Genomic DNA, 23,621 nt, shown 5'->3' with positions numbered 1-23,621 from the left:
CCTTTTTGGTGGGAAAGGTGACATCGGGGTAGTGATGCAATGAACAAATATACGATAGCCGCCTGTCTTGCGATGCTTGCGGTGGCGGGGTGCACCGTGCCCGATCCTTTCAAGATGCAGACCCTCGATAAAGGGGAGCCTGTCGGAGTGGTGCAGATGCTCGCAGAGCATCCGGGGAAAATCGCCTGCATCGACTACCGCGCGTCGGATAACAGCTGTGCCTCCCTGTCGAAGGCGCAGCGCGTGGGCAACCGGATCGTCGCGGTCGAAACCGGTGCGGTGCGCGGCCTGTCGGGCCAGATCGAGCGTGTCAGCCTGCGCAGCAGGGGCCGGATCGTGGACGGCGCGACCTGCGTGGCCCCCGACGAGATCGAGAGCGTGACCGCCGAAGGGGGAATGGGCGAATTTCTGCAGGAAACAACCCGTCTTCTTATTTCCCAGTTCGGGGGCGAGGTATGCGCGCGCTATTTCCGGGTGACTGACGGCTTTGTGGTCTCGTCCACGGGCGGGAACGGAAAACCCTTCCCGCCGGGTGATTCACGCCTGCGTTTCGTGGATGCGCCGCTGCCTGTCAGGGCGCAATAGGCGCACTCTCAAAGCCGGTCGAGGCGGATCGTCTCGGGCAGGGAGCGCAGATCGCGCGCACCGATCTGGCCCATGTTAGACGCCATGTCCTTGGCCAGAATGTCGATCAGGTGGTCGATGCCTTTGGGTCCCAGCGCACCAAGGGCGAAGTGGAACGCGCGACCCAGCATCACGAAATCCGCGCCGAGGGCGATGGCGCGCAGGATGTCCAGCCCGCCCTCGATCCCGCTGTCGAAGATCAGCGGTTTGTCGGTTGCCGCCCGGATCGCGGGCAGAGCATCGATTGCGGCGGGCGCGCCGTCGAACTGTCGGCCCGCGTGGTTCGACACCCAGATCGCATCGACACCCATGCCGTCCAGGCGGCTCGCGTCTTCGGGGCGCATCACGCCCTTGACCATGAAATCGCCGTCCCACTCCTCGCGCAGCCAGTCGACGTATTCCCAGCCCGGAGCGGTGCGCAGGATATACCCCATATGCGCGGTCGGCGGCAGGTTCGCAGTCGCCGCCGTTGTGTATTTATCCAGCCCGCGCATGTGCGGCATCCCGCGCTTGGCCGTCTGCCACGCCCAGGCCGGGCGCAGCGCGACCTGCCCCATCAGACGCGGTGTCAGGCGGGGCGGATTGGTCAGGCCGGACCGGACCTGCCGTTCGCGGCGCGAGGCCACGGGCACGTCGACGGTCAGGATCAGTCCCGTAAACCCCGCGTCCCGCGCGCGGTTGAGCATGTCGCGGCGCACTTCCGGCACGCGCGGCGGATACATCTGGAACCAGGCCGCCTCGCCCAGATGCGGGGCGACATCCTCGGGGCTCTGGGTGGCGACGGTAGAGATCGCGTAGGGGATTTTGGCGCGCGCGGCGGCGCGGGCAAGGTGGCCTTCGGCATCGGGCCACATCAGGCCGGACATCCCGATCGGGGCCACCCCGAAAGGTACAGGATAGTCGCGCCCCAGAAACCGCGTGGACAGATCCGGTGTGAACTCTCCGTCCAGAACCGACGGCATCATCCCGATGCGGTCCAATGCGGTGCGGTTCAGCGCCTTGGTCGATTCGGTTCCGGTGCCGCTGTCGAGGTATTCCCAGACGAATTTCGGAATGCGCCGCTTGGCACGTTTGCGCAGATCGGCGACGGAGGGATATCGGTTGTGCAGGTCCATGACCGCATAAGGGCAGGGGCCGCAGGATTTGTCCAGTTGCCCCGTGACCGGCAGATGCGCGCGCTCTTCGCGGCCCTGAAACAGATCCTTTCCAGTAACTTGCCGATGTCCGGAACAAATTGCGAACGCGGCTTTTCCTTTTGGTGCGATCGGGTTAATTTGGGTGCATGAGCAGTTTTGATGAAAACAGCGCCTTCGAGAGCGCTTCACTGTCCGCACGCGCGATGGCGGCCCGCCCGCAGCCCTATCTGGACGGGTTGAACCCCGCGCAGCGGGCCGCGGTAGAGCAGATGGACGGCCCGGTGCTGATGCTGGCGGGGGCCGGAACCGGCAAGACCCGCGCGCTGACCGCGCGAATCGTGCATCTGCTGAACACCGGACGGGCACGCCCGAACGAGATACTTGCCGTGACCTTCACCAACAAGGCCGCGCGCGAGATGAAGAATCGCGTCGGCGCGATGCTGGGCCAGCAGATCGAGGGCATGCCGTGGCTGGGCACATTCCACGCCATCTGCGTAAAGCTGCTGCGCCGCCACGCCGAACTTGTCGGGCTGAAAAGCAATTTCACGATTCTCGATACCGATGACCAGCTGCGCCTTCTCAAGCAGTTGATCGCAGCCGAAGAGATCGACGACAAGCGTTGGCCCGCGCGGATGCTGTCGGGCATCATCGACGACTGGAAAAACCGCGCGCTGCTGCCCGACAAGGTGCCGGCAGCCGATGCGGGTGCCTACAACCATCGCGGCGTCGAGATCTACGCCCAGTATCAGGCCCGCCTGAAAGAGCTCAACGCCTGCGACTTCGGCGATCTGCTGTTGCATATGGTGTCGATCTTCCAGACCCACGAGGATGTGCTGGCGCAGTATCAGCGCTGGTTCAAATACATCCTCGTGGACGAATATCAGGACACCAACGTCGCGCAGTATCTGTGGCTGCGCCTGCTGGCGAGCGGTCACAAGAACATCTGTTGCGTGGGCGATGACGACCAGTCGATCTATGGCTGGCGCGGGGCCGAGGTGGGCAACATCCTGCGGTTCGAGACGGATTTCCCCGGTGCCCATGTGGTGCGGCTGGAACAGAACTACCGCTCGACGCCCCATATCCTTGCGGCGGCGTCCGGTGTGATCGCGGGCAACAAGGGGCGGCTGGGCAAGACGCTCTGGACCGAGGCGCAGGACGGCGAGAAACTGCGCCTGATCGGCCATTGGGACGGCGAGGAAGAAGCCCGCTGGATCGGCGAGGAAATCGAGGCGATGCAGCGCGGCACGCGCGGCCTGCGGCCCTATGGTCTGGACCAGATGGCCATACTGGTGCGCGCATCGCACCAGATGCGCGCGTTTGAGGACCGTTTCCTGACCATCGGCTTGCCCTACCGCGTGATCGGCGGGCCGCGCTTCTACGAACGGCTCGAAATTCGCGATGCGATGGCCTATTTCCGCGTCGTCACCTCGCCCGATGACGATCTGGCGTTCGAGCGGATCGTGAACACGCCAAAGCGGGGTCTGGGCGATGTGGCCCAGCAGAAGATCCAGCGCACCGCCCGCGAACACGGCACCAATCTGGTCGAGGGCGCGCGCATCCTGCTGGCCCACGCAGGCATCGGCGGCAAGGGCGCGGCACAGCTTCGCCTGCTGATCGACGGGATCGACCGGTGGAGCCGCATGGTGGGCGACGAAGACGTCAGCCACATGGAACTGGCCGAGATCATTCTCGACGAAAGCGGCTATACCGGCATGTGGCAAAACGACAAGACGCCGGAAGCCCCCGGTCGTCTTGAGAACCTCAAGGAACTGGTAAAGGCGCTTGAGCAGTTCGAGAACCTGCAAGGGTTTCTGGAACACGTCAGCCTCATCATGGACAACGAACAGGAAGAGGGCGGCGAAAAAGTATCGATCATGACGTTGCACGCGGCCAAGGGTCTGGAATTTCCCTGCGTGTTCCTGCCCGGATGGGAGGACGGCCTTTTCCCCTCGCAGAGATCAATGGATGAAAGCGGCCTCAAGGGGTTGGAGGAAGAGCGCCGCCTTGCCTATGTGGGCATCACGCGGGCCGAGGAAATCTGTACCGTGTCCTTCGTCGCGAACCGCAGGGTGTTCGGGCAGTGGCAGTCGGCGATGCCGTCGCGCTTCATCGATGAGCTTCCCGAAGACCACGTCGAGGTTCTGACCCCGCCGGGGCTTTACGGTGGAGGCTTTGGCGCGGCGATGCCGACCAGCAGCCTGCACGATCAGGCGGCGGAGGCGAACGTCTACAACTCTCCGGGGTGGCGGCGGCTTCAGGCGCGGTCTGGCCAGCGCGGTGTCAGCCAGCCGTCGGAGGCAAAGAACATCACCATCGACATGACAGCGTCCAGCAGCTTCACCATCGGCGAACGCGTGTTCCACCAGAAATTCGGCTACGGCACGGTTCAGGGAATCGAGGGTGACAAACTGGAAGTCGCGTTCGAAAAGGCGGGCGACAAGAAGGTCGTCGCACGCTTCCTGTCGGCGGCGGACGACGTACCGTTCTAGGACGGCGCGCGCACGTAAGCTATGTGGCGCTCGACAGGGCCGACGCGTCGGGCGTGCAGGCGCAGCTACTGGTGCAGATTTGATATCACTTCTCCGCCCCGCCACTGCGCGGGTCGGGGGCTTCTGGCCGGGGCGTGTTTTGCTTTCTGATGCCGCGATTGCGCATCTCCGGGGCGAAACGGAGCACTCTTTACGGACACATGCGGCGGCAGAAACGAATAACGGCGGCACCCTGGGAGGAGGGAGCCGCCGTATTCGTGATGCATCCACCTAAAGGGAGGAGGGTGGAAACATCGCGTGTGGCGCGGGGTCATCGCAAACCGAGACTCTGCCGCGCCGGAACCTTCCGGGCCTAAAGGGAGGAGGGCCCGGAAAGGATTGGAATTTCGGGCTTAGCTGACCGCTTCTGCCGCTTCGCGCGAGATGCGGCGGAAGTCGCCACGGCTCAGGCCCAGATCGGCGAGGTCGCGGTCGTGCAGCGTGCAAAGCTCGTTGAAGGTCTGGCGGTACGCGCGGCGCTGCCGCAGCTTCAGGCTGATGGTGTCAAAGATTGCTGCGATGCGGCTAGGTTTTGCGGTGCCGGCTGTGTGTGTGTCGCTGTAGAATGCCATGTTATTCTCTTTCGTCTTTCAATGTCGCGTCTGGGATAGAAATAGGCACGGCGTCCCTGATCGCAACGCTCAAGAAGGCAAAGCCGATATGCACCAGGCGCATATGCGACGTTGCGTAATTACATGAAACCATGTGCAAAAATAAACACCCCGTGCGGGCGTTTCGATTCGGATGGATGTGTCTGGATAAAAAATGGCGACGACATCAGGGAGGAGGAAGATGTCGCCGCCGTAAAGATCAGACCCTCTTGGGAGGAGGTAAGAGGCTCTGGTATTTAACTGAAAACCATCGGGAGGATTGTTTTCATGTCCTATTGATAGCGCTAATTGCTGCAGCCGCACAATAAAAAACTTTGCAATGCTGCCATGCAGCAAGCGCATAGGTGGTATTGTTGACCTGTAGCTCATCCGACTTAGGGCGAGCGTGCCGTGCGCTGCGACAGGCTCGACCCTTGCACCTGCGGCGCGATCTGCGATGTCTGTACCCTCTGAAGGAGACTGCCATGCCGCTGACGAAAGACGACGTACTCTCTGCTCTCGAACGGATCAAGCTGCCGGACGGGAAGAGCCTTGTTGCGCATGACATTGTGCGGGCGCTTACCGTGGACGGATCGACCGTCCGCTTCGTGATCGAGGCACCCTCGGCAGAGGTTGCCAAGGCGATGGGCCCGTTGCGCGATGCGGCGGAGAAACTGGTCGCGTCGCTGCCCGGCGTGGAAAAGGCCTCTGTGGCGCTGACAGCGCACGGCCCCGCGCCCAAAGCCCCGGCCGCGCCCAGTCTGAAGATCGGGGGCCATCCCAAGCCTCAGGATGGTCCGACCAAGCCCGCCGGCGTCCAGCGGATCATCGCGATCGGGTCTGGCAAGGGCGGTGTCGGCAAATCGACTGTATCGTCGAACCTTGCGGTGGCCCTCGCGCGGCAGGGGCGCAAGGTTGGTCTGCTGGATGCCGACATCTACGGTCCCTCGCAGCCCCGCATGATGGGGATCAACAAACGTCCGGGCAGCCCCGATGGCAAAACGATCATTCCGCTGAAGGCGCATGGGGTGACGTTGATGTCGATCGGTTTCATGATGGAAGAGGGCAAGGCCGTCGTCTGGCGCGGCCCCATGCTGATGGGTGCGCTGCAGCAGATGCTGGGGCAGGTGGAATGGGGTGAGCTGGATGTGCTGCTCGTGGATCTGCCGCCCGGCACCGGCGATGTGCAACTGACGCTGTGCACAAAGTCCGAGCTGTCCGGTGCGATCGTCGTGTCGACCCCGCAGGACGTGGCGCTGATCGACGCGCGCAAGGCGCTGGACATGTTTGCCACGCTCAAAACACCGGTTCTGGGCCTGATCGAGAATATGTCGATGTTCGTCTGCCCCGACTGCGGCAGCCAGCACGAGATTTTCGGTCAGGGCGGCGTGCGGGCCGAGGCCGAGAAAATGGGCGTGCCGCTGTTGGGCAGCCTGCCCATCGACCTTGAGACCCGTCTGGCGGGGGATTCGGGCACACCAGTCGCGGCCGGCGATGGCCCGATGGCCGACGCCTACGCGCGCATGGCCGAAGGTCTAATCCGGGGTGGGATGGCCTGACCCGGCGACGCCATCAGATGGCGATCAGGCGCTTCTTCTGGATCAGCTGTGCATAGAGCGTGGTGAGCACCGAGAAGATCAGCAGGCCCTCCAGCACGTAGATCGGCAGTTCGATGACCAGCGTTCGACCCGCCGTCGGGGGGGCCAGCGAATTGATCGTGGCGGTCAGCACGGTGTTCAGCAGGGCCAGCAGGGTCGACACCCCCCACAACGCCCGCGTCATCGTCTGCGTCAGGCGCCAGCTTTGGAGCAGCGTGATCGGTCGTCCCAGTGCCGCTGCGGGCAGGATCAGGCTCAGCCGCAGGGAAAACCAAAGCAGGATCAGCTGTGTCAGGAAGGTCGTCAGCAGGATCGAGGGCAGGGCAGGTCCGCCGATCACGCCGCCCCCGTTCTGCTGCGCAAAGGTCAGTGGCAGAATCAGGGCAAGGCTCGCTCCAAGCTGGATCGCCGCAAGAAGCGTCACCCGCCAGAGGTAGCCGAGGATCAGCATCGGACCCAGCGGATGCGGCTTGCGCGAGGCAGACAGCGTATAGCGATGCCACAGCACCGCCATCAGCGCGTAGCTGAGGATGAAGCTGGCCACGAGCACCAAGGGCAGGCCGCTCCAGCGCAGGGTGTCGACCTTCGGGTTCGCGGTGCTGTAGGTCAGAAGGTCAGGGGCGAAAACAACGGTGATCGCGATGACGCCGATCATCAGCGCCAGACCCGGCGCTACGACCCGTATCGTCTGGAACGGATTGTGCGTCAGAAGCGCGATTGCGTGACGCATCAATTTCAAGGCACTCAACACCGGTGGAAACCTGTCCTTTTGCGGGGTGGATCAGTTTTGGCGCCTCCGGCGTCTTAGATCAACCTGTTTCCCCAATCGTACCCGGCGTGGAACCGCTTGCGTGTCTGATGCGCCATAGCGCCCGCGCCCTTGTCCGGCGCGTGTCGGGAAGCGGTGGCTGGGAAATCGTGGGAAGCGCGTGGTCGGCGCGGATCGCCGCTGTAGATTCGGTGCCGGGTGGGGCGAAGCAGCGTCCCTGTCGGGGCAAAAATCCGGAACAGGCGGGGAACGAAATATGGCCGATTTGGGGCGATGCATATTAATTGGGAATTCGTGGGAAAAATTTGCACCTCCCTAATGAACACAATATATAGATTTGAATCTCACAGCGTGCACAAATTAAGCCAAATTTTGCGCACCCCTCCCTACCAAGTGTTGTTTTTTTGGTATCACCGGAACAGCATTTTGTGCCGGATGCCTAAAATAAATGTAGACGCCCATGAATTCCCATGGCATCCCTTGTGCATCGGATGAGACGAGACACGGGGCACCAAACGACCCCACGCAACAATAAACTCTAGCAGGTTTCATACAGGCACCTCGCTTCATCAGACCAAGAGATCCGGCGTGCGGGCGAGCAGTACATCCCCCCAGGTGTCGCGCGTGGTCGGAACTTCCCCGCAAGGCGGGATCAAGCGGCGGGTTGATCAGTGGCAGCAGATCAACCCGCCGTTTTTACATTCAGCGGTCGGGCAGGCCGCGCGGCGCCAACAGAATCTGCACCGACGGGTGCGCAGGCAGGGACAACATAGTGAGCCGACGGTTCAGAGGCGAGAGCCACAACAAGGTCGATACGAAGGGGCGGGTGTCTATCCCGGCCTCTTTTCGGCGTGTGTTGGAGGCAAACGACCCGAACTGGAAATCCGGCGAGACACCCGAGCTTGTGATCGTCTACGGCGATCACCGCCGCAGCTACCTTGAATGCTACACAATGGCCGCCATCGACGAGGTCGATGACAAGATCGACGCGCTTCCGCGCGGGTCGATGGAGCGCAAGATGCTGCAACGCCTGTTTCACGGGCAGTCGTTCCCCACGACTGTCGATGAAACCGGCCGTCTGGTCCTGCCGGCCAAGCTGCGCCAGAAGATCGGGCTCGAGAACGAGGCGTTTTTCATCGCGGCGGGTGACACCTTCCAGATCTGGAAGCCCGAAACCTACGAAACCGAAGAGAAGGCCCGCGAGGAAGAGTGGCTCGACGAGCTGCCGGATGATTTCGATCCGCTGGTGTTCCTGGACGGTCAACCGGGAGCGTAAGGGACATGGCTGCCACCGACCCTTCAAAAGAACCCCACCTTCCCGTCCTGCTGCGACCTCTGCTTGAGGCTGTGGCGCCGGTCTCCGGTGTCTGGCTGGACGGAACGTTCGGGGCGGGCGGCTACACGCGCGGCTTGCTGGAGGCTGGCGCCTCCCGCGTGATCGCGGTGGACCGTGACCCGCTGGCGTTCGAACTGGCCGCAGGCTGGGCCGATGCCTACGGCGACCGGATCGTGATGCAGCGCGGTGTCTTCTCGAAAATGGACGAATACGGCCAGGACCTTGACGGTGTGGTGCTGGATCTCGGGGTCTCGTCCATGCAGCTTGATCTGGCAGAGCGCGGTTTTTCGTTCATGCGCGACGGCCCGCTGGATATGCGGATGAGCCAGGAAGGGCCGTCGGCTGCCGATATCGTCAACGAGGCTTCGGAAGAGGACATCGCGAATATCCTGTTTCTCTACGGAGAGGAGCGCGCAAGCCGCCGCATCGCCAAGGCCATCGGACGGGCGCGGGCCGAGGCCCCGATCACCCGCACGCTTGAGCTTGCCGCGTTGATCGAAGGGTGCCTGCCGCGCTCCAAACCCGGCCAGAGCCATCCCGCGACCCGCAGCTTTCAGGGGCTGCGCATCGCGGTGAACAACGAATACGGCGAGCTTTTCGAGGGCCTGATGGCTGCGGAACGGGCGTTGAAACCGGGCGGTCAGCTGGCGGTGGTGACCTTCCATTCGGTCGAGGACCGGATGGTCAAACGGTTCCTGACGGACAGGGCCGGAGCGGGCGGAAACGCCAACCGTTTCGCCCCGCAGATCGAGACAGAGCCGCCGCAGTTCACCATCGAAAAGCGCAAGGCCATCGGGCCGGACGCCGCCGAGCTGGAGGAAAATCCGCGCAGCCGTTCGGCAAAGCTGCGGGTGGCGCGGCGCACCGACGCGCCCGCAGGCACGGTTGATCCAAAGACCATCGGCATGCCGATGATGAGGGGAAAGAAGACATGAAATCAGTGCTTTACGTTTTGACTGCGCTTGGCGTGATCGGGTTGGCCTTCTGGGCCTACCGCGAAAACTACGCCACGCAGGCGGCCCTGAACCAGACCGAGAACCTCCACCGCGAAATCCGCTCATCCCACGCGCGTCTGGCAGTGTTGCGCGCCGAATGGGCGTTCCAGAACCGGCCCGACCGGCTGCGCGATCTGGCCGAGATCAACTATGAGCGCCTCCAGCTTCTGCCGCTGCACCCCGACCAGTTCGGTCAGGTGGACGAAATCGGCTATCCCCCCGCGCCGCTCCTGCCGATCACCGATGGCGTCGATGTCTCCACCATGAACGCGGAGGATCCGCTATGATCCGCACCCCGCTGCGCCCGCTTGCCAGTATTCTTGCCGCCCGTGCCAACGGCGAGGATCCCGACGCGATCGAGAATGAAAACCGCCGCATCCGGCACGAACACATGCGCGACCGCGACCGGATGCGCGCCGAAGGGCGCCTTCTGGTGCTCGGCGTGTTCTTTTTCTGTGCCTTCGCCGTTGTCGGCGCGCGCATGGGGCTTCTGGCCGTCTCCGAACCGGCGGAGCCGCGCGCGATCGCGCCGGGGTCGATCATTTCGAACACCCGTGCGGATATCGTGGACCGCAACGGCAATATTCTGGCCACCAATATGGATACCCACGCGCTTTATGCGCAGCCGCCGCATCTGATCGACCCGACGGGATCGGCGCAAAAGCTGGTCGAGATCTTTCCCGATCTCAAGGTCGAGCGGCTGGTCAAGGATTTCACCGGCAGCCGCAAGTTTCTGTGGATAAAGAAGAAAATCAGCCCCGAGCAGATGCAGGCGGTGCATGATATCGGCGATCCGGGTCTGTTGTTCGCCCCGCGCGACATGCGTCTTTATCCCAACGGCAAGCTGGCGGCCCATGTCATGGGCGGGGCGAGCTTCGGCCGCGAGGGCGTGCGTGCGGCCGAAGTGATCGGTGTCGCGGGTGTCGAGAAATACTTTGACGACTATCTCAGCGATCCCGCGAATGCGGGCAAGCCGCTGCAACTCAGCCTTGATCTGACCGTGCAGGCCGCCGCCGAGCGGGTGCTTTGGGGCGGTATGAAGCTGATGAACGCCAAGGGCGCGACCTCGATCCTGATGGATGTCAAAACCGGCGAGGTGGTCAGCGTTGTGTCCCTTCCGAGCTTCGATCCCAACGACCGGCCCCGTCCGGCGATCGAGGGCGATCCATCGGACAGCCCGTTGTTCAACCGGTCGGTGCAAGGGGTGTACGAGCTGGGATCGACCTTCAAGATCTTCGCCGCCGCGCAGGCGATGGAGCTGGGGCTGGTCAACGAGAACACGATGATCAACACCGCCGGTCCGATGAAGGTCGGCGGCCACAGTATCGGCGAATTCAAGAACAAGAATTACGGCACCATCACGGTGTCGCAGATAATCGAGAAGTCCTCGAACCGCGGGACGGGACGTCTGGCGCTGATGATCGGAAAGGAACGTCAGAAGGAATTCCTCGAAAAGCTTGGCCTGCTGGAAAAGACACCTTTCGAGATCGTCGAAGCCTCTGGCGGGCGTCCGCTGTTGCCGGAGCGGTATACGGACCTCTCGGCAGTGACGATTTCCTACGGGCACGGCATTTCGACCACGGCAATGCATCTTGCGGCGGGATATGCCATCATTGCCAACGGTGGCCGCGTGGTAAAACCGACGCTGCTGAAGAAAACCGGCCCGCAACTGGGCGAGCGGGTGATAAGCGAGCGGGTCGCAGCTGCCGCGCGCCAGATGCTGCGCGATGTGGTCGTCGGCGATGACGGCACGGCCAGCTTTGGCGAAGTGCCGGGCTATTACGTGGCGGGCAAGACCGGATCGGCGGACAAGCCCCGTCCGAGCGGTGGGTATTATGCGGACAAGACCATCACCACCTTCGCGACGATGTTTCCGGTACATGACCCGAAGTACGTTCTGGTGGTGACGCTGGATGAGCCCGTGGAAACCTCCTCGGACAAACCGCGCCGCACGGCAGGCTGGACCGCCGTACCCGTCGCCGCCGAGATGATCCGCCGCATCGCCCCGCTTCTGGGGATGCGTCCGACCATTGAAACACCGCCGCCCGCTGGTATAACGCTCACCAGCAGCAACTAAGCCACAAAGGCGCGCATATGGTGACCCCTCTCGACATCCCGTTGAACTCTTTGGGATTGATGGCCGCAGGGGGGGAGAATCCGGTGCTGAGCGGTCTCGAAGTCGACAGCAGGCGCGTCCACCACGGCACTCTTTTCGCCGCCATGCCGGGATCGAAGGTCCACGGGGCAAACTTTGTGTCCGCCGCGCTGGAGCGGGGCGCCGTGGCGGTCCTGACGGATGCCGAAGGCGCGCGGATTGCCGGCGATGCGGTGCGCGCGGCCGGTGCGGCGCTGATCGTCGCGGACCAGCCCCGCGAGGCGCTGGCGCGGTCGGCGGCGCTGATGCACGCGGGCCAGCCCGAGACGATGGTCGCGGTCACGGGGACCAACGGCAAGACATCGGTATCGACCTTCGTGCGCCAGATCTGGATCGAGATGGGCTTGGCGGCGGTCAATCTGGGCACCACCGGTGTCGAAGGGGCGTGGGCCGCCCCGCTTGCCCACACGACGCCGGAACCGATCACATTGCACCGCACGCTGAGCGCGGCGCGCGCAAACGGCATCACCCACGCCGCGATGGAGGCGTCCTCCCACGGTCTGGACCAGCGGCGGCTCGACGGAGTTGTGCTGCGCGCGGCGGGTTTCACCAATTTTACGCAGGATCATCTGGACTACCACGAGACCTTCGAGGCCTATTTCGACGCCAAGGCGGGTCTGTTTGCCCGCGTCCTGCCCGAGGATGGCGCGGCTGTGATCAACATCGACGACCCCAAGGGCGTCGATATGGCCGCGATCGCGGGCGCGCGGGGCTGCGAAGTGTTTACCGTGGGCCGTGACGGCGGCGATCTGCACCTGACGGCACAGCGGTTCGATGCGACGGGGCAGGACCTGCGGTTCGACTGGCGCGGCAAGGTATTCCAGAAGCGGCTGAACCTGATCGGCGGCTTTCAGGCCGATAACGTCCTGCTGGCCTGCGCGTTGGTGATCGCCTGTGGTGCCGATCCGGCGGATGTCTTCGATACCATACCGCATCTGACCACGGTGCGCGGGCGGATGCAGCTGGCCGCGACACGGGCGAACGGGGCTGCCGTCTTTGTCGATTATGCCCACACTCCAGATGCCGTGGCCACGGCGCTGTCCAACCTGCGCCCGCATGTGCTGGGCCGCCTCATCGCCATCGTGGGTGCGGGCGGGGACCGCGATGCCGGAAAGCGCCCCCTCATGGGGCGGGCGGCTGCGGCACAGGCCGACAGTGTGATCGTGACCGACGACAACCCGCGCAGCGAAGATCCCGCAACGATCCGCCGGGCGGTCCTGTCGGGCGCTCCGAACGCGGTCGAGGTCGCGGACCGGGCCGAGGCGATCCTGCGCGGGATCGACATGCTGGAGCCCGGCGATGCGCTGTTGATCGCGGGCAAGGGACATGAAACCGGGCAGATCGTCGGCGACGACGTGCTGCCGTTCGATGATGTGGAACAGGCAAGTGTCGCGGTCGCGGCACTGGACGGGAGACTGGCATGAGTTTGTGGACAGCCGCCGAGGCGGCAGAAGCGACCGGTGGCCGCGCGCAGGGCGACTGGCACTGCGACGGGGTGTCGATCGACACGCGCACATTGGTTGCGGGCGATCTGTTCGTCGCCCTGAGTGCGGCGCGCGACGGCCATGATTTCGTGGCCCAGGCGCTTGCCGGTGGTGCCGCGGCGGCACTGGTGTCGCGGGTGCCCGAGGGTGTCGCGCCGGATGCGCCGCTTCTGATCGTGGACGATGTGCTGGAGGGGTTGCGCGCGCTGGGGGCTGCGGGCCGTGCCCGCACCAAGGCCCGCGTGATCGGCGTCACCGGGTCGGTGGGCAAGACATCGACCAAGGAAATGCTGCTGGCGATGCTCGCCGATCAGGGGCGCACCCATGCCTCTGTCGACAGCTACAACAACCACTGGGGCGTGCCGCTGACACTGGCACGGATGCCCGCGGATACCGAATACGCGATCATCGAGATGGGTATGAACCATCCCGGAGAGATCCTGCCGCTGACCACGCTGACCCGCCCGCACGCGGCGCTGATCACCACCGTCGCCGCCGCGCATCTGGAAGCCTTCGACGACATCACCGGCATCGCGCTGGAAAAGGCGAGCATCTTCGACGCGCTGCCCATCGGCGCGCCTGCGGTTTACAACGCGGACGTGGAGACCTCGGCGATCCTTGCGGCCAAGACGGTGGACAAGCGTCTGAATGGCCTCGCTTTCGGTGAGCGGGGGTACGAATACAGGCTGAAAAACGTGGCCATCCAGGGCGACACCACAGTTGTTCAGGCCGAAGCGCACGGCGCGCCCCTGCTGTTCAAGCTCGCCACGCCGGGACGTCATTTCGCGATGAACGGTCTGGGTGCGCTGGCCGTGGTCGATGCAATCGGTGCGGATCTTGCGCGTGCCGTGGCCTCGCTCGGGCGGTGGACGCCCTACAAGGGGCGCGGCGTGCGCGAGGTGATACAACTCGACGAAGTCGAGACGGAGCTGACATTGTCGCTCATCGACGACAGCTATAATGCCAATCCAACTTCCATGGCCGCCTCGCTGGAGGTGCTGGCCGCCGCCGTGACGATCGACGGTGTCGGGCGGATCGGCAAGGGGCGGCGGGTCGCCTTTCTGGGCGATATGAAAGAGCTGGGGCCGGATGCCATCGCCTTGCACGCTGGCCTTGCGCATCTGCCCGCGCTTCAGGCGCTGGACAAGGTCCATTGCATCGGTCCGCTGATGAAATCCCTGCACGCCCTGCTGCCCGAACACCAGCGCGGCGACTGGGCCGAAACCTCGGCCGAGCTGGTCGAGGGGCTGCGTCACAAACTGGACGCGGGCGATGTGGTGCTGGCCAAGGGCTCTTTAAGTATGAAACTGGGCCTGATCGTTGACGCGATACGCAAAATGGGCCATCCGGTAGCAACCGCCTGATCCTCGAACACCTGGCGTTACAGGCACCGCCGACACCATATATGGGCATGGCTGCCCCGGTGACAGACCAAGTAAGGACGTTGAATGCTGTATTGGTTGACCCTGCTGTCTGACGGTGGCGACTTCTTTAACCTGTTTCGCTACATCACGTTCCGGGCGGGTGGTGCGTTCCTGACCGCGTTGATCTTCGGCTTTATCTTCGGCAAGCCGCTGATCGCCGTCCTGCGCCGCAGGCAGGGCAAGGGGCAACCCATTCGCGATGACGGACCCGAGGGGCATTTCGTCAAGGCGGGCACGCCCACCATGGGCGGGCTGTTGATCGTCGGCGCATTGCTGACCTCGACGCTGCTTTGGGCGCGTCTGGACAACCCATTCGTCTGGCTCGTCCTTTTCGTGACCATGGGCTTTGCCGCCATCGGTTTCGCCGATGACTATGCGAAGGTGTCGAAGGGCAACCACAAGGGCGTTCCGGGGCGGATCCGGGTGGCGCTCGGCCTCGCGATTGCGGGGGTTGCGACCTATTGGGCGATGCAGGTTCACGCCATCAACGATCTCGATCTGGTTGCGCGTCTCGACGACTATGACGCGCTGTCGGGGCGTCTGGCGCTGCCGGTGTTCAAGGATGTCCTGCTGAATCTGGGGCTGCTGTTCATCCCCTTCGGGATGATCGTGATCGTGGGCGCTGCCAATGCGGTGAACCTGACGGATGGTCTGGACGGGCTGGCGATCATGCCCGTGATGATCGCGGCCGGCACTTTGGGTGTCATCGCCTACGCTGTCGGGCGGGTCGATTTCACGGATTACCTTGATGTGCATTACGTGCCCGGCACCGGCGAGATCCTGATCTTCTGCGCGGGTCTCTTCGGCGGGGGTCTGGGCTTTCTGTGGTACAACGCGCCGCCCGCCGCCGTGTTCATGGGCGATACCGGATCGCTGGCGCTGGGCGGCGCGCTGGGGGCCATCGCGGTGGCAACCAAACACGAACTGGTTCTGGCCATCGTGGGCGGCCTGTTCGTGGTCGAGGCGCTGTCGGTGATCATTCAGGTCCTCTACTTCAAACGGACCGGCAAGCGGGTCTTCCTGATGGCGCCGATCCATCATCATTACGAGAAGAAAGGCTGGGCGGAGCCGACGATCGTGATCCGGTTCTGGATCATCTCGCTGATCCTCGCGATGATCGGTCTTGCCACGCTGAAGGTGCGCTGATGATCCCGGTGCGCGGGCTCGATGGTGCCACTGTCGCGGTCCTCGGGTTGGGGCGGTCCGGCCTGTCGGCGGCGCGCGCATTGCGGGAGGGCGGCGCGGTGCCGGTGTGCTGGGACGACAATCCCGCCGCACGGGCCGCTGCCGAAGCCGAAGGTTTCGAATGCCGCGAGCTTGCGCGGCAGGGCGCGCTTGACGATGTGGCGCGTCTGGTTGTCAGCCCGGGCATCGCGCATCTCTATCCGCGTCCCAATCCGGTGATCGCGGCGGCACTCGATCTCGGGGTGCCGGTGGACAATGATATCGGCCTGTTCTTCCAGAGTTTTGCCACCGAAGAATGGGAAAATTTTGACGTAGCACCGCGTGTCGTTGCGGTGACGGGGTCGAACGGGAAATCCACCACATCGGCGCTGATCCATCACATTCTCGAACAGGTGGGCCGTGACGCGCAGCTGGCAGGCAATATCGGGCGCGGCGTTCTGGATATCGATCCGCCCGTCTCCGGCGGGGTCGTGGTGCTGGAGTTGTCGAGCTACCAGACCGATCTGGCCCGTAGCCTGACGCCGGATGTCGCCGTCTTCACGAATCTGAGCCCCGACCATCTGGACCGCCACGCGGGCATGGGGGGCTATTTCGCCGCCAAGCGCCGGTTGTTCGCCGAAGGCGGGCCGGACCGCGCGGTTGTCGGTGTGGACGAGATCGAGGGGGCGTTCCTGGCCGGGCAACTGGCCGAGGGCCGCGCGGACGACCGCGTGATCCGCGTGAGCGTGGCGCGCAAACTGACCGGACCGGGGTGGCAGGTCTTTGCCCGCAAGGGATTTCTGAGCGAGTACCGCAACGGCAAGCAGGCCGCCTCGATCGATCTGCGCGAGGTGTCGGGCCTGCCGGGGGCGCATAACCACCAGAACGCCTGTTGCGCCTACGCGGCCTGTCGGACACTGGGGCTGGCCCCGCGCGTGATCGAGACCGCGCTTCACAGTTTCGGGGGTTTGCCGCACCGCAGCCAGCTGATCGGCGAGAAAGCCGGCGTGCGCTTTGTCAACGACAGCAAGGCGACCAACGTGGACGCGGCGGCCAAGGCGCTGGCGGCTTTCGACAATATCCGCTGGATCTGCGGCGGGCTGGAGAAAGAGGGCGGGCTGTCCGCACTCGACGGTGCATCGGGGTCGGTCAAAAAGGCCTATGTGATCGGGCGCGAGGCGGCAGGCTTCGCGATGCAGCTGAAGCCCGAGGCCGAAGTCTGCACAACGATGGAGCAAGCCGTTGCGCGGGCCGTGGCAGAGGCGGAGCCGGGGGATGTGGTGCTGCTGGCGCCCGCCGCCGCGAGCTTTGACCAATACGACAGTTTCGAGCGGCGGGGTGAGGATTTCATCCGTCTCGTGCGGGCGCATCTGGATTGAAGAGCGCTCGTCGCTGCGCTGCCTCGCGGGATCCGGCGGCTAGCACGCTGGCGTCGGGCGCCTTCAGCCGGCGGTGCCCATCGCGCGCGCGGCAGCCATGGCCGATGACCAGGCCCATTGGAAATTGTATCCCCCCAGCCATCCCGTGACATCCACGGCCTCGCCGATAAAATAGAGGCCGGGCACGTCGCGGGCGGCCATGGTGCGCGCATCGAGCGCGTCGGTGTCGACGCCGCCGAGTGTGACCTCGGCGGTGCGGTAGCCCTCGGTCCCGCCCGGTGTGACCTGCCAGTCGCGCAGGCCGTCCGCCAGATCCTGCAGACGCTTGTCCGACCAGTCCGCCAGATTGCCTGTCAGATCGAAGCGCGCGGCGAGGTGATCGACCAGCCGAGCGGGCAGGTGGCGCGCCAGTTCGGTGGTAAGATTGCGCCGCCCCGCCGTCTGGCGCTGCGCTTTGAGCGCCGACACCATATCCGCGGGCAGAATATCGAGCGTGACGGGAGCGCCCTCGCGCCAGTAGGAGGATGCCTGCAACACCGCAGGCCCCGACAGGCCGCGGTGGGTGAAGAGCAGCGCCTCTTCGAACGCCGTGCCACCGGCGGAGACGCGCGCGGGAACGGCAACGCCCGAGATCTCGGCAAAGCGGCCGTCGGGAAAGGTGAAAGGCACCAGTGCGGGCCGGGTCTCTGTCACCGGGATGCCGAATTGCTGCGCGATCTCGTAGGCGTAGCCGCTGGCCCCCATCTTGGGGATGGATTTGCCGCCCGTGGCAATCACGACCCGCGCGCAGCGCAGCGTCTTTTCGCCCTCGGGGCCGGACAGCACCAGCGAAAACCCGTCGGCTGTCCGGCCGAGGCTGGTCACAGACGTTGCGAGCAACAGCTCGGCTCCGCGCTGTTGCATCATCTTGCGCAGCATGGCGATGATCGCCTTGGCCGAGCTGTCACAGAACAGCTGCCCGAGCGTCTTTTCGTGCCACGCGATGCCATGCGCATCGACAAGCTCGACGAAATCCCATTGCGTGTAGCGCGCCAGGGCGGATTTCGCGAAATGCGGGTTCTGCGACAGGAAGGCCTCCGCCGTGCAGTACATATTGGTGAAGTTGCAGCGGCCACCGCCGGAAATGCGGATCTTCTCTCCGGGGGCCTTTGCATGGTCCACGACCAATGTGCGGCCGGACAGGTGGCCCGCGCACATCATGCCCGCGGCACCCGCGCCTATGATGACAGTGTCAAACTCCATGCCCGCGGAGGTGCACGAGCGGCAGTGCGGGGTCAAGCCTTCGTGAGGGGCATTGCGGCCCTTCACCCTCATGTTACCTAGGTCGCTCAACGAGCCAGAAAGGACGTACCCCATGACCACCCTGATAGCGGGCAGCCGCTTCCCGAAAACCGATGTACCGAAACTGGGCGGGGGGACGCTCACGCTTGGGGCGCCGCGCGACGGGCACGACTGGCAGATGGTCGTCGTCTACCGCGGGCTGCACTGCCCGATCTGCAAGACCTATCTGGCAAAGCTTCAGGAACTGGAGAGCGATCTGAACGCCTTGGGCGTCGATGTTGTCGCCGTCTCGGGCGATCCCGAGGAAAAGGCGCGCGCCTTTGCGGAAGAAAAAGACCTGAGCCTCGCCATCGGCCATGACCTGAGCGTCGCGCAGATGCGGGCGCTTGGCCTTTACGTGTCCGATCCGCGAAGCCCGCAGGAAACCGACCGCCCGTTCCCCGAACCGGGTGTCTTCGTCATCAACGGCGAGGGCAACATCCAGATCATCGATATCTCGAACGCGCCCTTCGCCCGTCCCGACCTTCAGGGGCTGACAAACGGGATCAAGTTCGTGCGTGCCAACGATTATCCCGTCCGGGGCACTCACGCCGCCTGATCGAGCCATGCAAACAGCATCGGGGCCGCGCGAAAGTGCCTAGCCCCGATGCGCAAATCGCGCTATACATTGTGCCAGACCCCCGAAAAAGGGGGCAGGCAGGCAGTGTAAGGCAGACCCATGACAGAAATGGTCTATGGTGCGGTCCCGATACGGGACGGTGAACCGATTCTCCCCAAGTGGTGGCGGACGCTCGATAAATGGGCGTTGTCGTGTATTCTGATGCTCTTTGCCGTCGGGATGTTGCTGGGGCTTGCCGCGTCCCCGCCGCTGGCCGAAAAGAACGGTTTCCAGCCTTTCCATTATGTCCAGCGGCAGGCGTTCTTCGGCGGGCTTGCCATGCTCGCAATGCTGCTGACATCCATGATGTCGCCGCTCGTGGTGCGCAGGCTGGCTGTGGTCGGCTTCCTGATCTCCTTCGTGGCGCTGCTGTTCCTGCCGTTTTTCGGCACCGATTTCGGCAAGGGGGCGGTGCGGTGGTATTCGCTCGGTTTTGCGTCAATCCAGCCGTCCGAGTTCCTCAAGCCCGGTTTCGTGGTCGTTGCCGCATGGATGATGGCCGCGAACCTCGAAATCAACGGCCCCCCCGGCAAGGCATGGTCCTTCGGTCTGTGTTTGACGATCGTGCTGCTGCTGGCGTTGCAGCCCGACTTTGGTCAGGCCTGTCTTGTCCTCTTCGGTTGGGGGGTGATGTATTTCGTTTCGGGTGCGCCGATGGTGCTGCTGGTGGGCATGGCCTGTCTGGTGGTCGTGGCGGGCACGGTTGCCTATGCCAATTCCGAACACTTTGCCCGCCGCATTGACGGATTTCTCTCGGCGGATGTCGATCCGACCACCCAGCTGGGCTATGCCACCAACGCGATCCGCGAGGGCGGGTTGTTCGGTGTCGGCGTGGGCGAGGGCGAGGTGAAATGGTCGCTGCCCGACGCGCACACGGATTTCATTATCGCGGTTGCCGCCGAGGAATACGGCCTCGTGCTGGTTCTGTGCATCATAGCGCTTTATTCGGTGATCGTGGTGCGGTCGCTTTTGCGGCTGATCCGCGAACGCGATCCCTTTATCCGGCTGGCAGGAACGGGTCTTGCGTGCATGTTCGGCGTGCAGGCGATGATCAATATGGGCGTCGCTGTCCGGCTGCTTCCGGCCAAGGGCATGACGCTGCCTTTCGTCAGCTACGGCGGGTCGTCCGTCATCGCCAGCGGGATCGCGCTGGGCATGCTTTTGGCCTTCACACGGTCGCGCCCGCAGGGTGAAATCAGCGATCTGCTGTCGCGGGGGCGCGGATGACCCAGCCGTTGCTGATCATTGCGGCGGGCGGCACCGGCGGGCATATGTTCCCCGCACAGGCGCTGGCCGAGGTGATGCTCGCGCGCGGCTGGCGGGTCAAGCTTAGCACCGATGCGCGCGGCGCGCGCTACACCGGCGGATTTCCGGACGCGGTCGAGATCGACCAGATCGCAAGCGCGACTTTCGCGCGGGGCGGGCTGGTGCAGAAGGCGCTGGTGCCGCTGCGGTTGGCGGGCGGCGTGGCGAAGGCCGCGCTGCGGATGCTGTCGGACCGGCCGGCGGCTGTGGTGGGCTTCGGCGGCTATCCCACGATCCCCGCGCTGGCGGCGGCCACGCTTTTGCGCAAGCCGCGCATGATCCACGAACAAAACGGCGTTCTGGGCCGCGTGAACGAGGTTTTCTGCAAACGGGTCGACCGTATCGCCTGCGGCACATGGCCGACCGCGCTGCCCGAGGGGGTTGATGGCTACCACGTGGGCAATCCGGTCCGCGCCAGCGTGCTCGAGCGGCAGGGCGCGGGATATATCCCGCCCGGCGATTACCCGATGCAGCTTCTGGTCATGGGCGGCAGCCAGGGCGCGCGCATCCTGTCGGATGTTGTTCCGCCCGCGATCGCCGCCTTGCCGATGGAGATGCTGCGCAACATCCGCGTCAGCCATCAGGCCCGCGACGAGGACGCCGAGCGCGTCAGCACCTATTACGCCGAGAACGGCATCGACGCGGACGTGCAGCCCTTTTTCAACGATGTGCCGCGTCGGATGAGCGAGGCGCAACTGGTCATCAGCCGGTCGGGTGCCTCGACCATCGCGGACCTGACGGTGATCGGACGCCCGTCGATCCTGATCCCCTTCGCGGCGGCGGCGGGTGACCATCAGGCCGCAAACGCCCACGGGCTGGTTGAGGCGGAAGCCGCGATCATGATACGCGAGGACGCGGCCAACCCAGAGAGCCTCGCCCAATACATCGAAATGGTTCTCTCGAATCCGTCCGCCGCTACACAAATGTCGCTCAGCGCGTTGCGGCTGGGCAAACCCGAAGCCGCCGAGGATCTGGCCGATATGGTGCAATCGCTCGCAACACCGCAAGGAGACGCCGCATGAATGCCGCCACAAAACTGCCCCAGGATGTGGGCGCGATTCATTTCGTCGGAATTGGCGGGATTGGCATGTCGGGCATCGCCGAAGTGCTGCTGAACCACGGCTATCAGGTGCAGGGATCGGACCAGAAGACATCGCCGATCACCGACAGGCTGCGCGACCTCGGGGCGACAATATTCGAGGGCCAGCAGGCCGAGAACATCGAGAACGCGCAGGTCGTGGTGATCTCTTCGGCGATCAAGCCGGGGAATGCCGAACTGGATGCCGCGCGCACCATGGGCCTGCCGATCGTGCGCCGCGCCGAAATGCTGGCCGAACTGATGCGGCTGAAATCCAACATCGCGATTGCCGGGACGCACGGGAAGACGACCACGACAACGATGGTCGCGGCGCTGCTGGACGGCGGCGGGTTTGACCCGACCGTGGTCAACGGCGGCATCATCCACGCCTATGGATCGAACGCCCGCAAGGGCGAGGGCGAATGGATGGTCGTCGAAGCCGACGAAAGTGACGGCACCTTCAACCGGCTGCCCGCGACCATCGCGATCGTGACCAACATCGACCCCGAGCACATGGACCACTGGGGAACGATCGAACGGCTGCGTCAGGGGTTTCTAGACTTCACCTCGAATATCCCGTTCTACGGCGTCGCCGTGTGCTGCACCGATAACGCCGAAGTCCAGAGCCTCGTGGGCAAGATTACCGACCGCCGGGTGGTCACCTATGGATTCAACGCCCAGGCAGACGTGCGCGCGGTCGGGCTCTACTACAAGAACGGCACCGCCCATTTCGACGTGCATCTTCAGGCCGAGGATATCGTCATCAAGGATTGTGAATTGCCGATGCCGGGCGATCACAATGTATCGAACGCGCTGTCGGCCGTGGCCGTGGCGCGGCATCTGGGCATGAAGGGCGAGGAAATCCGCACCGCGCTCAAAAGCTTCGGCGGCGTCAACCGGCGCTTCACCCGCGTCGGCGAGGTGGACGGTGTGACGATCATTGACGACTACGGCCACCATCCGGTCGAGATTGCCGCCGTGCTCAAAGCCGCGCGACAGGCCTGCGACGGTCGTGTCATCGCGGTACACCAGCCGCACCGGTATTCACGCCTTAGTCACCATTTCGATGAATTCTGTGCCTGTTTCAACGATTGCGACGTGGTCGGCATCACGCCGGTCTACGCTGCGGGAGAGGACCCCATCGAAGGCGCCGACCGCGATACGCTGGTCGCCGGACTGATCCAGCACGGGCATCGCCACGCGCGGCGTGTCGACGGCCCCGAAGATCTGGCCCGTCTGGTGGCCGAACAGGCGCGCGCGGGGGATATGGTCGTGTGCCTTGGTGCGGGAACGATCAGCGCCTGGGCCAACGACCTGCCCGATGCGCTGCGCGCCCTGAAAGGAGAGGCTGCATGACGGCCCTGATCTCTTCGCTGGCGCTTGGCGTGGGCATGGGCGTTTCGCGCCCGCTGGTTGCGAAGTCATTGCTTCTGGCGTGGTTGGCGCTGCTGGCGATGTTGGTCGGGCCGATGTTGCTGATGCCGGACAACACCGGCGATCTGGTGCTGGGCAGCGCTGCACTGACACTCGTTGGCCTGCCTGTCAGCCTTGGCTTGGGATGGCTCTCGGGGCTCGGGGTCGCGCGGCTTGCGCGTCGTAGCGCATGACGCTGGTGTTGCTCTGTATCGGGTGGGTTTTCGCCTCGGCGGCGGTGGCGATGCTGCCCATGCGCCGCCAGTATGTTCCAGGCGTGGCGCTGCTGATCGCGGCGCCGGTGCTGATCGTCCTGATCGGTCTGCAATACGGCTGGATCTTCGCGGCGCTGGGCCTTGCGGCCTTCGTATCGATGTTCCGCAATCCGCTGCGCTATTTTCTTGCCCGTCTGCGCGGCGAACGTCCGGAGATCCCTGAATGAGCTTGTCCCTGATCCTCGCCTGTATCTGGGCGGTCGTCGCGAATGTGCTGGCCATGACGCCCAGCCGCGATCACCACTGGCGCAATGCCTATATCCTGATTGCCGTGGGAATTCCGATCGTCGGCTACGTTGTCAGCCAGCACGGCCCGTGGGTCGGGTTGCTGGTCATGGCCGGGGGATGTTCGGTGCTGCGCTGGCCGGTCATTTATCTTGGGCGCTGGCTGCGCAGCCGTACCGGCGCCAATACTCCGGCGGAGTAATC

Annotated in this window: 22 protein-coding genes; 18 read left to right on the top strand and 4 right to left on the bottom strand. The window is 64.2% G+C overall.

Going from position 1 to position 23,621, the window contains the following annotated elements; genetic code table 11:
- The first annotated feature begins 39 nt into the window (after window positions 1–39).
- Complete coding sequence (locus tag ABMC89_RS06080; RefSeq protein WP_349566244.1) at window positions 40–585, top strand: hypothetical protein; 546 nt, start codon at window positions 40–42, stop codon at window positions 583–585.
- Between the two features lie 8 nt (window positions 586–593).
- Here the strand turns inward: ABMC89_RS06080 and ABMC89_RS06075 are convergent, their stop codons facing one another.
- On the bottom strand, window positions 594–1,739 hold the full coding sequence (locus tag ABMC89_RS06075) for an alpha-hydroxy acid oxidase (RefSeq protein ID WP_349566242.1): 1,146 nt from the start codon (window positions 1,737–1,739) through the stop codon (window positions 594–596).
- 167 nt (window positions 1,740–1,906) lie between these two features.
- Here ABMC89_RS06075 and ABMC89_RS06070 point away from each other — a divergent pair, with 167 nt between their 5' ends.
- On the top strand, window positions 1,907–4,249 hold the full coding sequence (locus ABMC89_RS06070) for an ATP-dependent helicase (protein ID WP_349566240.1): 2,343 nt from the start codon (window positions 1,907–1,909) through the stop codon (window positions 4,247–4,249).
- Between the two features lie 392 nt (window positions 4,250–4,641).
- On the opposite strand, the gene ABMC89_RS06065 is transcribed toward ABMC89_RS06070, so the two are convergent.
- A complete protein-coding gene (locus tag ABMC89_RS06065; RefSeq protein ID WP_349566238.1) occupies window positions 4,642–4,860 on the bottom strand; it encodes a DUF1127 domain-containing protein in 219 nt (72 codons plus the stop codon).
- Window positions 4,861–5,363: 503 nt separating this feature from the next.
- Here ABMC89_RS06065 and ABMC89_RS06060 point away from each other — a divergent pair.
- Window positions 5,364–6,437 carry an Mrp/NBP35 family ATP-binding protein gene (locus ABMC89_RS06060; RefSeq protein WP_349566236.1) on the top strand — a complete coding sequence of 358 codons (1,074 nt, stop codon included), beginning with the start codon at window positions 5,364–5,366 and terminating at the stop codon, window positions 6,435–6,437.
- 13 nt (window positions 6,438–6,450) lie between these two features.
- On the opposite strand, the gene ABMC89_RS06055 is transcribed toward ABMC89_RS06060, so the two are convergent.
- Window positions 6,451–7,215 carry a hypothetical protein gene (locus ABMC89_RS06055; protein WP_349566234.1) on the bottom strand — a complete coding sequence of 255 codons (765 nt, stop codon included), beginning with the start codon at window positions 7,213–7,215 and terminating at the stop codon, window positions 6,451–6,453.
- A gap of 802 nt (window positions 7,216–8,017) precedes the next feature.
- On the opposite strand from ABMC89_RS06055, the gene mraZ reads away from it, so the two are divergent.
- The 8 genes from mraZ to murD all read left to right on the top strand — a co-directional run bounded on the left by mraZ (window position 8,018) and on the right by murD (window position 17,182).
- Window positions 8,018–8,521, top strand: coding sequence for a division/cell wall cluster transcriptional repressor MraZ (gene mraZ, locus ABMC89_RS06050; protein ID WP_349566231.1), 504 nt, complete (start codon window positions 8,018–8,020; stop codon window positions 8,519–8,521).
- Window positions 8,522–8,526: 5 nt separating this feature from the next.
- The gene (rsmH, locus tag ABMC89_RS06045) at window positions 8,527–9,516 is read left to right on the top strand and encodes a 16S rRNA (cytosine(1402)-N(4))-methyltransferase RsmH (RefSeq protein WP_349566229.1); all 990 of its coding nucleotides are present in this window, start codon (window positions 8,527–8,529) and stop codon (window positions 9,514–9,516) included.
- Window positions 9,513–9,863 (top strand): cell division protein FtsL, encoded by a 351-nt coding sequence (gene ftsL / locus ABMC89_RS06040; protein ID WP_349566227.1) that lies wholly within the window; start codon window positions 9,513–9,515, stop codon window positions 9,861–9,863. The genes rsmH and ftsL overlap by 4 nt, the downstream gene beginning before the upstream one ends.
- Window positions 9,860–11,653 (top strand): peptidoglycan D,D-transpeptidase FtsI family protein, encoded by a 1,794-nt coding sequence (locus ABMC89_RS06035; protein WP_349566225.1) that lies wholly within the window; start codon window positions 9,860–9,862, stop codon window positions 11,651–11,653. The genes ftsL and ABMC89_RS06035 overlap by 4 nt, the downstream gene beginning before the upstream one ends.
- A 17-nt stretch (window positions 11,654–11,670) precedes the next feature.
- Window positions 11,671–13,155 carry a UDP-N-acetylmuramoyl-L-alanyl-D-glutamate--2,6-diaminopimelate ligase gene (locus ABMC89_RS06030; protein WP_349566223.1) on the top strand — a complete coding sequence of 495 codons (1,485 nt, stop codon included), beginning with the start codon at window positions 11,671–11,673 and terminating at the stop codon, window positions 13,153–13,155.
- A complete protein-coding gene (locus ABMC89_RS06025; RefSeq protein ID WP_349566221.1) occupies window positions 13,152–14,579 on the top strand; it encodes a UDP-N-acetylmuramoyl-tripeptide--D-alanyl-D-alanine ligase in 1,428 nt (475 codons plus the stop codon). Before ABMC89_RS06030 ends, ABMC89_RS06025 begins: the two co-directional genes overlap by 4 nt.
- An 84-nt stretch (window positions 14,580–14,663) precedes the next feature.
- Window positions 14,664–15,785, top strand: a complete 1,122-nt coding sequence (gene mraY, locus ABMC89_RS06020) for a phospho-N-acetylmuramoyl-pentapeptide-transferase (RefSeq protein ID WP_349566219.1) — start codon at window positions 14,664–14,666, stop codon at window positions 15,783–15,785.
- Entirely contained in the window at window positions 15,785–17,182 is a 1,398-nt protein-coding gene (gene murD / locus ABMC89_RS06015; RefSeq protein WP_349566217.1) for a UDP-N-acetylmuramoyl-L-alanine--D-glutamate ligase, read from the top strand. Before mraY ends, murD begins: the two co-directional genes overlap by 1 nt.
- A gap of 63 nt (window positions 17,183–17,245) precedes the next feature.
- Here the strand turns inward: murD and ABMC89_RS06010 are convergent, their stop codons facing one another.
- Window positions 17,246–18,424, bottom strand: coding sequence for a BaiN/RdsA family NAD(P)/FAD-dependent oxidoreductase (locus tag ABMC89_RS06010; RefSeq protein WP_349566215.1), 1,179 nt, complete (start codon window positions 18,422–18,424; stop codon window positions 17,246–17,248).
- Window positions 18,425–18,536: 112 nt separating this feature from the next.
- Here ABMC89_RS06010 and ABMC89_RS06005 point away from each other — a divergent pair, with 112 nt between their 5' ends.
- The 7 genes from ABMC89_RS06005 to ABMC89_RS05975 all read left to right on the top strand — a co-directional run bounded on the left by ABMC89_RS06005 (window position 18,537) and on the right by ABMC89_RS05975 (window position 23,619).
- Entirely contained in the window at window positions 18,537–19,061 is a 525-nt protein-coding gene (locus ABMC89_RS06005) for a peroxiredoxin-like family protein (RefSeq protein WP_349566213.1), read from the top strand.
- A 120-nt stretch (window positions 19,062–19,181) separates the two neighbouring features.
- The gene (ftsW, locus tag ABMC89_RS06000) at window positions 19,182–20,348 is read left to right on the top strand and encodes a putative lipid II flippase FtsW (RefSeq protein ID WP_349566211.1); all 1,167 of its coding nucleotides are present in this window, start codon (window positions 19,182–19,184) and stop codon (window positions 20,346–20,348) included.
- Window positions 20,345–21,448, top strand: coding sequence for a UDP-N-acetylglucosamine--N-acetylmuramyl-(pentapeptide) pyrophosphoryl-undecaprenol N-acetylglucosamine transferase (locus ABMC89_RS05995; RefSeq protein ID WP_349566209.1), 1,104 nt, complete (start codon window positions 20,345–20,347; stop codon window positions 21,446–21,448). Before ftsW ends, ABMC89_RS05995 begins: the two co-directional genes overlap by 4 nt.
- A complete protein-coding gene (gene murC / locus ABMC89_RS05990; RefSeq protein ID WP_349566207.1) occupies window positions 21,445–22,860 on the top strand; it encodes a UDP-N-acetylmuramate--L-alanine ligase in 1,416 nt (471 codons plus the stop codon). The genes ABMC89_RS05995 and murC overlap by 4 nt, the downstream gene beginning before the upstream one ends.
- On the top strand, window positions 22,857–23,111 hold the full coding sequence (locus tag ABMC89_RS05985) for a hypothetical protein (protein WP_349566205.1): 255 nt from the start codon (window positions 22,857–22,859) through the stop codon (window positions 23,109–23,111). Before murC ends, ABMC89_RS05985 begins: the two co-directional genes overlap by 4 nt.
- On the top strand, window positions 23,108–23,359 hold the full coding sequence (locus tag ABMC89_RS05980; protein WP_349566203.1) for a DUF2484 family protein: 252 nt from the start codon (window positions 23,108–23,110) through the stop codon (window positions 23,357–23,359). Before ABMC89_RS05985 ends, ABMC89_RS05980 begins: the two co-directional genes overlap by 4 nt.
- Window positions 23,356–23,619 carry a DUF2484 family protein gene (locus ABMC89_RS05975; RefSeq protein ID WP_349566201.1) on the top strand — a complete coding sequence of 88 codons (264 nt, stop codon included), beginning with the start codon at window positions 23,356–23,358 and terminating at the stop codon, window positions 23,617–23,619. The genes ABMC89_RS05980 and ABMC89_RS05975 overlap by 4 nt, the downstream gene beginning before the upstream one ends.
- Window positions 23,620–23,621 lie beyond the last annotated feature (2 nt).

The sequence above is a fragment of the Sulfitobacter sp. HNIBRBA3233 genome (genome assembly GCF_040149665.1).
Lineage (GTDB): Bacteria > Pseudomonadota > Alphaproteobacteria > Rhodobacterales > Rhodobacteraceae > Sulfitobacter > Sulfitobacter marinivivus.
This window is presented reverse-complemented; position numbering and strand designations above follow the sequence as displayed.